Below are 12023 nucleotides of genomic sequence, written 5' to 3'. Positions count from 1 at the left end.
GCACAGATCGTCTTGCGTCCCCGACGGCCGAGGTGGCCCGGCGGGCGGTGGACCGGCATGATCGAAGCCGTGTACGACGTGACGATCCGGGACGACTCCATCCGACTCGGCCAATTCCTCAAACTCGCCAACCTGATCGAGTCAGGGGCCGAGGCCAAGGAGGTGGTCGCCGACGGTCTGGTCACGGTTAACGACGAGGTGGAGACCAGGCGCGGCCGTCAGCTGACGATCGGCGATGTGGTGTCGGTCGGCGGGATGAGCGTGCGTGTCGTCACCGAAGGCGACGTGCCACCTGCCCCCTGATCCGAAGAAGCGTCCCCCATTGCTCCCTGAGGTGCGAGCGACGACCTCCTGCTCCCTGAGGTGCGAGCGAAGCGAGCCTCGAAGGGCGCTAGGACCGGACGCCGAACCGTCTGAGCTCGGCGGGTGTGATGAGTCGTTCCGCTTCGGCGGGGAACATCGTCGTGGAACCGCGGCGGCCTCCGAGTCGCCAGCCGGTCAGCGAGTTCAACAGAGAGCCCCGGCGGGGCGAGTGAAATGTGTCAGCCAACTTCATGACCAATCACTTCCTGATACTTCACATTCGTTACAACGGACTGGAACTTTGTTTTACTGTAGCGGCTGTTCCCGGTCGTGTCGCCGGACTTTCCAGTGGCTTTCGCCACGCCCCCGCGACTGCCGACACGTGTGAATCCCGCAGCTCCGGTTCCCGAAACGGCGAGTGCCGCACACGACGGCTAGATCGATCGTCGCACGAGAACTGTTACCTCGCGCGTAGCGACGCGCCCCTCACCTGCATGAATGACCCGGGCGGGCAGGCGACCACTCGCCCACCGCGGTTGCCGTCGAACGACCGAAGCCGCCGACCCGGGAATCGGGCCGGCGGCTTCGGTGTGATGGACGACGATGGCGGTCAGTGCGCCTCTCGGCAAACAGGCCGCTCGAAGCGGCAAAGGGTGGGACCCGGGGCATTGAGTCCGTCACCGTCGCGGGGTACAACCGCGCTTCCGCACGAGGTATTCCACGGGTCGTCCCACTCTTCCGGCCCGCTATCCCGCGGCACTGGCGCGGCGTCGGCGGACCCGCTTCACGACGAACCAGGCGACCATGAGGACCAGCACGGCGATCACGATGTTGCTCAGCACGCCACTCCACCGTTCGAGCGCGGGGGCGATGGCCGGACCGAAGCCGAAGCCGATCCCGATCCACAATGCGTTCCACACGCCGGAGCCGAGCGTCGTGTAGGCGGTGAAACGCCAGAACGGCATCTTCTCGATCCCGGCCGGGATGGAGACGAACGATCGGACGAGGGGCACGCACCGACCGAGGAGAACCGCCATTCCGCCCCAGCGGACGAAGTACTCCTCCGCCTTGTCGAAGTCGTCGTAGTCGAGCAGCGGCATCCGGCCGACGAGTCGCCGGGTGCGATCGCGGCCCAGAGCCGCGCCGATCCAGTACCAGAGCCAAGCCCCGACGAGCGAACCGATGGTCGCCGCGGCCCAGGCGAGCCAGACGTTCATACGGCCCTCGTAGGCGAGGAAGCCGGCGCCGGGAAGAACGGCTTCGGACGGAATGGGCGGCAGGAAGGTCTCGAGGAGGATCGCCACCCCGACACCCAGCTCGCCGAGCGTGTCCATGAGGTCGAGAATCCAGCCGATGAAACCGCTGTGACCTTGCGACGGGTCGGTCTGGGCGAGTATGGCGGCGAGCTGCGTTGGCAAGGAATGTGTCCGTCTGTCCGAGGGCGGGCGGCTGGTCCCCGGCTTCGGTGACCACTTCGGCCGCCACTCTAGTCGGACGTCCGATTCATCCGGTTCTCGTGCAGGTCAGCCGACCGGCGCCGTCAGGCGAGGCCGGCGAGGAACCGGTTGGCCCACTGCACCGCAGTCACGCCGGGACGGACCTCGAAGTCCCGGTAGGTGCCGTGCGACCCGGACTGGAGGAATTGGTTGAACGACCTGATCTGCTCGCGGGCGCGCGCGTCACCGAGCTCCTGCGCGATCTCGCCGGGGCCGCCGAGGGTGAGCAGTTCGGAGAAGATCGCGCCCGCCTCGGCCTGGTACTGCACGATCTGGCTCGGCGTCGGGTCGCTGGTCTCGGCGAGGTAGCCGACGATCCGCGTCACGTAGTAGTCGCGTGGCACGTTGCAGTAGACGTCGGTGGGTTCGCAGAGGGTGAACGCCCTGGGCAGGACCCACCCCATGCCGTCGAGGCGTGGTCCGCCACTTCCCTCACCCCTCAGGGCGGGGCCGATGAGATTGTCCCGCTTCGACCGTCGCGGGTCCGCGATCAGTACGACCCCCGCGACCTGGCCCGGACGGATCGCGGCGCGACCGGTGCCGATCTCGGATGCGAGGTCACCGGCGGCGTCGGCGCCCTGGCTGTAGCCGACGAGCGCGATCCGGGTACCGGGGCATCGTCGGAGCATCTGAAGGGCGAGCCCCGTGGTGTTGGCAACCGCCTGTGCCTTGGACTTGCCGTAGATCGCCTTCTCCCACGGGAACGCCGTCGCGTCGTATCCGACGTACTGCACGCGGGTTTCCGATCCGAGCCCGGCGGTGATCTCCCCCAGCACGCCCGGGCTGGCGCCGTTGGACCATGTCCCGGGGACCGCGAGCACGTAGATCTCCGGGCAGCCCCGGGGCGCGGCGGTCGCCGTCGGGACGGCGAGCACACCGCCGGCCAGGATTGCACACAGCAGGGCGCATACGGTCGCGATGATCCGACGCATAGTCCGTTCCCTTCGTACCAGCCGAGGAGGCAGCTTTACCGCCGAGTCTAGGTCGGGCGTCCGGCGGGCGTGTTGCCGCCTGCGGAACTCCCGGGGAACGACGGATCTGCCTACGCAGAACTCCCGCCCACCCTGAGCGGGTGAGCGGGAGTTCGGTGTCGTACATACTACACGAAGCGCGCGATCAGCGCTGCGCGACCTGCGTGGGCACGATCGGTGCGGGCAGGTCCGACGCCCCGGTGAGGAACGCGTCGGCGGCCGCGGCGGCCGAGCGCCCCTCGGCGATGGCCCACACGATGAGCGACTGTCCACGCCCGGCGTCGCCCGCGACGAAGACACCCGGCTGACCGACAGCCGCGAAGTTGCCGTCGCGCTTGACGTTTCCGCGGGGGTCGTACTCGACGCCCATCTTGTCGAGGAGATCCTCGCGCTCGGGTCCGACGAAGCCCATGGCCAGCAGCACCAGGTCCGCCTCGAGCTCGAAGTCCGAACCCTCCACCTTCTCGAAGCGCCCGTCACGCATGACGACCTCGTGGGCCTTCAGGCCGGTGACCTTGCCGTCCTCGCCGACGAACTGCTCGGTGTTGACCGAGAAGACGCGCTCGCCACCCTCTTCGTGTGCCGACGACACGCGGTACATGAGCGGGTAGGTCGGCCACGGGGTCGACTCGGCGCGCTCGATCGGCGGCTTCGGCATGATCTCGAACTGGTGGACGATCTCCGCGCCCTGGCGCAGCGAGGTGCCCAGGCAGTCGGCGCCGGTGTCGCCACCGCCGATGATGATGACCTTCTTGCCCTTGGCCGAGATCTGGCCCTCGACCTCGTCGCCGAGCTGCACCCGATTGGCCTGCGGCAGGAACTCCATGGCCTGGTGGATGCCGTCGAGCTCACGCCCGGGGATCGGCAGATCGCGACCGATGGTCGAACCGTTGGCGAGGATCACCGCGTCGAAGTCGGCGCGCAGCTGCTCGACGGTGACGTCGACACCCACGTTGACGCCGGTGCGGAAGACGGTGCCCTCGGCCTCCATCTGCGCCAGACGACGGTCGATGTGGCGCTTCTCCATCTTGAACTCGGGGATGCCGTAACGGAGCAGGCCACCGATGCGGTCGGCCCGCTCGAACAGCGTCACGTCGTGTCCGGCACGCGTGAGCTGCTGCGCCGCAGCGAGTCCCGCGGGCCCGGAGCCGACGACGGCCACCGACTTGCCGGTCTTCTCCGACGGCATGACCGGGGTCACCCAGCCGTTGTCGAAGGCGTTGTCGATGATCTCGACCTCGACCTGCTTGATGGTGACCGGCGGCTGGTTGATCCCCAGCACGCACGACGCCTCGCACGGAGCCGGGCACAGGCGGCCGGTGAACTCCGGGAAGTTGTTCGTCGCGTGCAGACGTTCGATGCCGTCGCGCCACTGGTCCTTGTAGACCAGGTCGTTCCACTCGGGGATCAGGTTCCCCAGCGGGCAGCCGTTGTGGCAGAACGGGATACCGCAGTCCATGCAGCGGCTCGCCTGCGTCTTCAGATGGCCCTTGTCGAAGTCGGTGTAGACCTCTTTCCAGTCCAGCAGACGCAGTTCCACCGGGCGGCGGTCGGGCAGCTCCCGCTCGGGGTGCTTGAGGAATCCTCTGGGATCAGCCACGTGCGGCCTCCATGATCGCTTCGTTCACGTCTCGCCCGGTCTTCTCCGCCTCGGAGATGGCCAGCAACACACGCTTGTAGTCGCGCGGCATGACCTTGGCGAACTTGGTCTGGGCGGTGTCCCAATCGCCGAGCAGTGCTGCCGCGACCGGGGATTCGGTCTCGGCGCGGTGCTCTTCGATGATCGTGGCGAGGAACTCGATGTCCTCGTCCTCGAGCGGCTCGAGGTCGACGAGCTCGGTGTTGAGGTTGTCGGCCAGCTTGCCCTCGGGGTCGAAGACGAACGCCATACCGCCGGACATGCCCGCCGCGAAGTTGCGGCCGGTGTCGCCGAGGACGACGACGCGTCCACCCGTCATGTACTCACAGCCGTGGTCGCCCACACCCTCGACCACCGCGGTGACGCCCGAGTTGCGAACGCAGAAGCGCTCACCCACGATGCCGCGCAGGAAGATCTTGCCCGCGGTGGCGCCGAAGCCGATCACGTTGCCGGCGATGATGTTGTGCTCGGCGACGAAGTCGTCCGGCGCGTTGCGTGCCGGACGCACCACGAGGCGACCGCCCGAGAGACCCTTGCCGACGAAGTCGTTGGCGTCGCCCTCGAGGCGCAGCGTGATGCCCTTGGGAACGAAGGCACCGAAGCTGTTGCCGGCCGATCCGGTGAAGTCGACGATGATCGTCCCGTCGGGAAGACCCTGTGCGCCATAGGCCTTGGTGACCTCGTGGCCCAGCATGGTGCCGACCGTGCGGTTCACGTTGGTGATCTTCGAGGTGAAGGACACCCGCGTGCCGTGGTCGATGGCCTCGCGGCTCTGCGCGATGAGCTGCTGGTCGAGCGCCTTGTCCAGGCCGTGGTCCTGCACGCCGGAGCAGTACAGGTCCTGGTTCATGAACGGCGACTCGGGCATCGCCAGGATCGACGACAGGTCGAGCTTGCCCGCCTTCTCCGACTTCCAGTGCGCGAGCGCCTTGGTCGTGTCGAGCGCCTCGACGTGACCGACGGCCTCCTGCAGGGTGCGGAAGCCCAGGCGCGCCAGCAGTTCCCGGACCTCTTCCGCGATGTACAGGAAGAAGTTCTCGACGAACTCCGGCTTGCCCGCGAAACGCTCACGCAGCAGCGGGTTCTGGGTGGCGACACCCACCGGGCACGTGTCGAGGTGACACACCCGCATCATGATGCAACCCGCGACCACCAGCGGCGCGGTGGCGAAACCGAACTCCTCGCCGCCCAGCAGGGCGGCGACCACGACGTCGCGACCGGTCTTGAGCTGGCCGTCGACCTGCACGACGATCCGGTCGCGGAGTCCGTTGAGCAGCAGGGTCTGCTGGGTCTCGGCCAGGCCGATCTCCCACGGCGCACCGGCGTGCTTGACCGAGGTCAACGGCGTTGCGCCGGTACCGCCGTCGTGCCCTGAGATGAGGACGACGTCGGCGTGCGCCTTCGAGACACCGGCCGCGACGGTACCCACGCCCACCTCGGACACCAGCTTCACGTGGATGCGGGCCTGCGGGTTGGCGTTCTTCAGGTCGTGGATCAGCTGCGCGAGATCCTCGATCGAGTAGATGTCGTGGTGCGGGGGCGGCGAGATGAGGCCGACGCCCGGCGTCGAACCACGGACCTCGGCGACCCACGGGTACACCTTGTGCGGCGGCAGCTGCCCGCCCTCACCCGGCTTCGCACCCTGCGCCATCTTGATCTGGATGTCGGTGCAGTTCGACAGGTAGTGCGAGGTGACGCCGAAGCGGCCCGACGCGACCTGCTTGATCGCGCTGCGGCGCCAGTCACCGTTCTCGTCGTGATGGAAGCGCCGCGGATCCTCGCCGCCCTCACCGGAATTCGAGCGACCACCGAGCCGGTTCATGGCGATCGCGAGGGTCTCGTGCGCCTCCGCGGAGATCGAACCGAAGCTCATCGCGCCGGTCGAGAACCGCTTCACGATCTCGCGGGCCGGTTCGACCTTCTCGATCGGGATCGGGTCGCGGTCACCGAAATTGAAGTCGAACAGGCCGCGCAGCGACGCCATCTGGCGGGACTGGTCGTCCACCAGCTTCGTGTACTCCTTGAACACCTTGTACTGGCCGGTGCGCGTGGAGTGCTGGAGCTTGAAGACGGTGTCCGGGTTGAACAGGTGGTACTCGCCTTCGCGGCGCCACTGGTACTCGCCGCCGACCTCGAGCTCGCGGTGGGCGCGCTCGGACGGGCGATCGGAGAACGCCAGCGCGTGGCGGGTCGCGACGTCGGCGGCGATCTCGTCGAGACCGATGCCGTCGAGCTGGCTGTTGAGCCCGGTGAAGAACTCGTCGACGGTCTCCTGCGAGATACCGATGACCTGGAAGAGCTGTGCACCGGTGTACGAGGCGAGGGTCGAGATGCCCATCTTGCTCATCACCTTCAGCACGCCCTTGCCGGCGGCCTTGATGTAGTTCTTCTGCGCGGTGGCGAAGTCGAGGTTGCCGAGCACACCGCGCTCGGTCATGTCCTCGATCGACTCGAAGGCCATGTACGGATTCACCGCTGCCGCACCGAAACCGACGAGTGCGGCCACGTGGTGGACCTCGCGGCAGTCACCGGACTCGACGATGAGACCGGCCTGGGTGCGCTTGCGTTCCCGCACCAGGTGGTGGTGCACCGCAGCCGTCAGCAGCAGCGACGGGATGGGTGCGTAGGTCTCGTCCGACTCGCGGTCGGACAGGATGACCAGGTTCACGCCGTCGTCGATCGCGGCGCTGACCTTCGCACGCACCTCGTCGAGGGCCTTGCGCAGACCGGCGCCACCCTCGGCTACCGGGTAGAGGCCGTGGATGTGGACGCTGCGGAAACCGGGCAGTGCGTCGTTGGAGTTGATCTCCACCAATTTCGCGAGCGTGTCGTTGTCGAGGACCGGCGACGGCAGCTCGATCTGACGGCACGACTCGGGGCCGGGGTTCAACAGGTCGGCCTCGGTGCCGATGGTGCCGCCGACGCTGGTGACGATCTCTTCGCGGATCGCATCGAGCGGCGGGTTGGTCACCTGGGCGAACAGCTGCTGGAAGTAGTCGAACAGCATGCGCGGGCGCTTGGACAGCACCGCGATCGGGGTGTCGGTACCCATCGAGCCGAGTGCCTCGGCACCGGTCTTCGCCATCGGCGCGACCAGCAGGTCGAGTTCCTCACGGGTGTAGCCGAACACCTGCTGGCGCAACGCGACCCGGTCGTGCGGCATGTGCTGATGCGGCGGCGCCTCGATGTCGTCGACCGCGACCAGTCCCTGCTCGAGCCACTCACCGTAGGGGTGCTCGGCGGCGAGCTCGTCCTTGATCTCCTCGTCGTCGACGATGCGGCCGGCAGCGGTGTCCACCAGGAACATGCGGCCGGGCTGAAGACGCATCTTCTGCACGACGTCGGAGTGATCGATGTCGAGCACGCCGACCTCGGAGGCCATCACGACGAGCCCGTCCTTGGTGACCCAGATCCGACTGGGCCGCAGGCCGTTCCGGTCGAGCACGGCACCCACGACGGTGCCGTCGGTGAAGCACACCGACGCCGGTCCGTCCCAGGGCTCCATCAGCGCGGAGTGGTAGCGGTAGAAGTCCCGGTGCTCGGGCTTCATCGACTCGTGACGCTCCCAGGCCTCCGGGATCATCATGAGCACGGCGTGCGGGAGGGAACGTCCACCGAGGTGGAGCAGCTCGAGCACCTCGTCGAACCGGGCGGTGTCCGACGCACCCGGGGTGCAGATCGGGAAGATCTTCGACGCCGCGTCGGCCCCGAAGGCCGCGGTGTCGATGAGCGCCTCGCGGGCCCGCATCCAGTTCTCGTTACCGGTGACGGTGTTGATCTCGCCGTTGTGGGCGACGCGGCGGAACGGATGCGCCAGCGGCCACGACGGGAAGGTGTTGGTGGAGAAGCGCGAATGCACCAGACCGAGCGCGCTCTCGACACGCGAGTCCTGCAGGTCGACGTAGAACTCCCGCAGCTGCGGCGTCGTCAGCATGCCCTTGTAGACGAAGGTGCGTCCGGACAGGCTCGGGAAGTAGACGGTCTCACGTCCGGGCCCGTCGGCGCCGGCGCCCTTGTTGCCGAGTTCGTACTGGACCCGCTTGCGCACGACGTAGGCGCGACGTTCGAGTTCCATGCCCTCCGCGCCGCCGACGAACACCTGCCGGAAGGTCGGCATGGCATCGCGGGCAAGTGCTCCGAGCGAGTTCTCGTTGGTCGGCACCTCGCGCCAGCCGAGCAGGGTCAGACCCTCTGCCTCGATGACCTTCTCCACGCCCTCGCAGGCGAGGCGGGCGTCTTCCGAGCCCTGGGGCAGGAAGGCGATACCGGTCGCGTAGCTGCCCTCCGCGGGCAGCTCGAAGTCCACGGTCTCCCGCAGGAAACGGTCCGGGACCTGGATCATGATGCCCGCACCGTCGCCGGTGTTGGGCTCGGCACCCGCGGCGCCGCGGTGCTCGAGATTGACCAGCGCCATGATCGCCTTGTCGACGATGTCGCGACTGCGCCGCCCGTGCATGTCCACGACAAACGCCACGCCACACGAGTCGTGCTCGTTGCGTGGGTCGTAGAGACCCACCGGTCCCGGAGCCTGCTTCATAGTTCGCCTCACTTTGCGCGCGAGGAGTGCACGCACTACCCGTCGTCGATGTCTGGGGCCACACCCGGCCGTGTCGGGCCGCGGACCACGATGTCCCCGGCGTCGTCGTGCTCCACCCGCATCGGGGCTGACCTGGGCAGAGCCGACGATCACAGCGGCGGTGAGTCCCGGTCAGCGCCGTTGCTGACGGTCCCTTCGGGCCGCTTCGTCGGGACCCGAACCACCCTGCTCATCGCAGCTACCGCGCGCAGCACGCCAGAGCGCCCCCGGGCAGCCGTATGAGCATTGTGAGTCATTTTTCCACGCGAAGGGCTCACTCTCGAAATCCGGTTACCACAGAGACACCGCCGGTGCACGTCAGACGGAAATCCGGCGATTCGGGGTCCGCCCCGGAGACGGCCCGCGCGGGCGGTTCGGGAGCGTCGACGGTCGCGGCCCGATTGCGGCCGGGTCTCGCCCTGACCGATCCCGCACCCGCACGTCGTCGAGCCACTACCGTCAGGTGATGAGCGTCACCGTACCGGCCGATGAGCCCACCCCGGAAGCGGATCTCCTCGCGCATCCGTTCGGCCGTCTGGGCGTCGATCCGTACGGTTCGCGGCGTTCCCGTGCGGTCAACGCCTATCTGGCCCGGGTCACCTGGCCGATGATGACCGCGGCCGGGGTCAGCCACCCCCGCGTCACCGCGCAGATGATCCAGCGGACGCGCCCGGCATTGAACCGGACCATCGAGCGGATCAACCCACCCCCGGCCAACACCCGGGTGGAGATCGTGCGCGAGAACTTCCGGGGTGGGCAGGTCCGTGGTGAGTGGGTCATCGGCCGGCAGGCGAGCGCTCCGATCCCCGGTTCGCGGATTCTGTATTACATGCACGGGAGCGGGTACGTGGTGTGCTCGCCGCGAACGCACCGGGGCCTGGTCGGCCGGCTCGGCAACAAGACCGGGCTGCCCGCCTTCAGCCTGGACTACCGGCTCGCCCCCGAGCACGCCTGGCCGTGCGCGGGCAACGACGCCGTCCGCGGCTATCGCTGGCTGCTGTCCCAGGGGTACCGCGCCGAGGACATCGTGGTCGCGGGTGACTCCGCCGGCGGCCACCTGGCTCTCGACCTGCTCGCCGTCAACCACGCCACCGGGACCCCGCAACCGGGTTCGATGGTGCTGTTCTCGCCGCTCTACGACCCGACTTTTCAACTGGCCGTGCGCAATCAGCGCACCGGGGTGCGGGACCCGATCATCGACGCGATGTCCGCCCGCAAGATCCTGCGGCTCTACACCCGGACCGCCGATCCCGATCATCCACGGATGCGCGTCCGTCTCACCCCGGACATGACCCTGCCCAAGACGCTCATCCAATACGGGGCGCGCGAGGTGATGGGGGCCGACGCCCGGGCCACCCACGACGAGATCACCGGTGCCGGAGGGGTTTCGGTGATCCAGGCCTGGCCCGACCAGGGTCACGTCTTCCAATTGATCCCCCGCCTGTCGGCCGAGGCGCGGTCAGCCATCGACATCGCGGCCCGGTTCATCGAGTTGACCGCGCCGGTTCCTTCCGACTCGCAAACCCACCCCTTTTCCACAAACCCAGCACGCTCCGACGGGATGGGTTTACGGAAATAGGGTGGGTTTGTCAGGGGGTCAGTCCGCGAGCCACGCGCCGTGCAGCCCGGCGGGGACGCGGATCGGGAGTTCGACGGTGGCAACCGGCCCGGCCGTCGGCTCGTCGGCGGCGAGAAGGTAGAAGTACGAACGCATGTCGGCGGGGTCGGTGCCGATCGCGCCCCAGTGATCGCGTTCGGCGCCCGGGATGTAGATCGGCTCGCCGATCGCGGTTCCGGGACTCCAGAAGGTCTCGGTGCCGGCGGAGAGATCGTGGAACCAGAGACTGTCGGTGGCATCGGTGTCGCGGGGTCCCTTCGCCACCGTTGCCACGCGATGGTGGTCCCGGGTGAGCAACCGGTCGTCGACTCGCGGGAACTCCATGTTGAAGGCGTTGTCGCTGATCGTGTTCCGGGTGATGGTGCCATCCGGGCGGATGATCGCGCGGGTGAGCGCCGACGTCGCCGGCCGGGGTTCGGCGGCGAAGCCACCCGGGTAGCTCCATTCCACGTAGTCGACGGTGACACCGTCGTCGGGGCCCGGACCGTCGAAGGCGTTGGCGAAGTGCCACACCCAGAACGGGTCGGTCTGGACCCAGCGCACCGGGCCGCCGTCGCGCGGGATGAGGGCGATGCGCGTGCCGTCGTCGGGTTGCCAGGACAGCAGCGAGCCACCGGTCATCGCGGCTTCGAGGTCGAAGATCAACGGGCACACGAAGAGTACGAGATACCGCGACGTGAGGGCCATGTCGTGGATCATGACCGACTTGTCCAGACCGTCGACCGGGTTGGGCCCGGTTGCCGCCGTCCCGTCCGGATTCACGATCGACCAGGTGAGATACGGCGCTTCGAGGCTGTAGTTGAACAACACCATCTCGCCGGTGGCCGGGTCGATCTTCGGGTGCGCGGTACTGCCGACCCGCATCGCGCCGTCGCAGTCGGTCTTGGCCAGCGTCGCCAGTGTCGACGGCTCGAGCAGGTAGGGCTGGTCGGATTCGGCCATCGCCATCAACCGTCCGCCGTGGCGGACGATGTTGATGTCGGGCAGTTCGCGGTAGGTGCCGGCGAGTTCGTCCCCGACAACACTCGCGGGTGGCGTGTACCCGTCGGTGAGCCCGGACCAGAGTGCATGTCCGGCAGCCTCTTCCGCGATGACCATCGGGGTCCGGACGAAGCGGTTGGTGTACCCGACGCGACCGCCGTCGATGCTGATCCGGTGCACCATGCCGTCACCGTCGAGGGGATAGACGAACGATCCGATGGGATCGAAACGCGGATTGGGGCCGTTACGCAGGTAGCTGCCGCGCAGATCCGCGGGGATCTCGCCGCGGACGGGCAGGTCGGTGACATCGACCTCCTCCCGCTGCGGGGCGTACACACCGGTGAGGTGGGCGTGATGCGCGAGGTCGACGGGGGCGGGCGTGGGGGGCGTGGCGATGGTCATCGGATGTCCTTCGGGCGGGTCGGTAGGAGGGCTGTGC

General features: G+C 68.0%; 7 protein-coding genes. 2 read left to right on the top strand and 5 right to left on the bottom strand.

Annotated elements, in window-relative coordinates; genetic code table 11:
• The first annotated feature begins 57 nt into the window (after positions 1-57).
• On the top strand, positions 58-303 hold the full coding sequence (locus JW364_RS12815; protein WP_065631301.1) for an RNA-binding S4 domain-containing protein: 246 nt from the start codon (positions 58-60) through the stop codon (positions 301-303).
• Positions 304-1049: 746 nt separating this feature from the next.
• Here the strand turns inward: JW364_RS12815 and JW364_RS12810 are convergent.
• The 4 genes from JW364_RS12810 to gltB form a co-directional block, all read right to left on the bottom strand.
• Positions 1050-1721, bottom strand: a complete 672-nt coding sequence (locus JW364_RS12810) for a DedA family protein (RefSeq protein WP_137809838.1) — start codon at positions 1719-1721, stop codon at positions 1050-1052.
• Between the two features lie 122 nt (positions 1722-1843).
• Positions 1844-2731, bottom strand: a complete 888-nt coding sequence (locus JW364_RS12805; RefSeq protein ID WP_205333929.1) for a cutinase family protein — start codon at positions 2729-2731, stop codon at positions 1844-1846.
• 184 nt (positions 2732-2915) lie between these two features.
• Positions 2916-4370 (bottom strand): glutamate synthase subunit beta, encoded by a 1455-nt coding sequence (locus JW364_RS12800; protein ID WP_205333930.1) that lies wholly within the window; start codon positions 4368-4370, stop codon positions 2916-2918.
• On the bottom strand, positions 4363-8946 hold the full coding sequence (gene gltB, locus JW364_RS12795) for a glutamate synthase large subunit (RefSeq protein WP_205333931.1): 4584 nt from the start codon (positions 8944-8946) through the stop codon (positions 4363-4365). The genes JW364_RS12800 and gltB overlap by 8 nt, the downstream gene beginning before the upstream one ends.
• 505 nt (positions 8947-9451) lie before the next feature.
• Here gltB and JW364_RS12790 point away from each other — a divergent pair.
• Positions 9452-10564 (top strand): alpha/beta hydrolase, encoded by a 1113-nt coding sequence (locus JW364_RS12790; protein ID WP_205333932.1) that lies wholly within the window; start codon positions 9452-9454, stop codon positions 10562-10564.
• Positions 10565-10582: 18 nt separating this feature from the next.
• Here JW364_RS12790 and JW364_RS12785 read toward each other — a convergent pair whose 3' ends face one another.
• The gene (locus JW364_RS12785) at positions 10583-11986 is read right to left on the bottom strand and encodes a carotenoid oxygenase family protein (RefSeq protein ID WP_205333933.1); all 1404 of its coding nucleotides are present in this window, start codon (positions 11984-11986) and stop codon (positions 10583-10585) included.
• Between the last annotated feature and the right edge of the window lie 37 nt (positions 11987-12023).

Origin of the sequence: Gordonia sp. BP-119, from assembly GCF_016924115.1 — a bacterium.
GTDB lineage: Bacteria > Actinomycetota > Actinomycetes > Mycobacteriales > Mycobacteriaceae > Gordonia > Gordonia hongkongensis.
Note: the sequence above shows the minus strand (reverse complement) of the source record. Positions and strands in the feature narration are given on the sequence as shown.

What these genes read in the sequence shown, in the direction of transcription:
- JW364_RS12815 (WP_065631301.1), top strand. Translation starts at nt 58, where the DNA reads ATGATCGAAGCCGTGTACGACGTGACGATCCGGGACGACTCCATCCGA.
- JW364_RS12805 (WP_205333929.1), bottom strand. Translation starts at nt 2,731, where the DNA reads ATGCGTCGGATCATCGCGACCGTATGCGCCCTGCTGTGTGCAATCCTG.
- gltB (WP_205333931.1), bottom strand. Translation starts at nt 8,946, where the DNA reads ATGAAGCAGGCTCCGGGACCGGTGGGTCTCTACGACCCACGCAACGAG.
- JW364_RS12790 (WP_205333932.1), top strand. Translation starts at nt 9,452, where the DNA reads ATGAGCGTCACCGTACCGGCCGATGAGCCCACCCCGGAAGCGGATCTC.
- JW364_RS12785 (WP_205333933.1), bottom strand. Translation starts at nt 11,986, where the DNA reads ATGACCATCGCCACGCCCCCCACGCCCGCCCCCGTCGACCTCGCGCAT.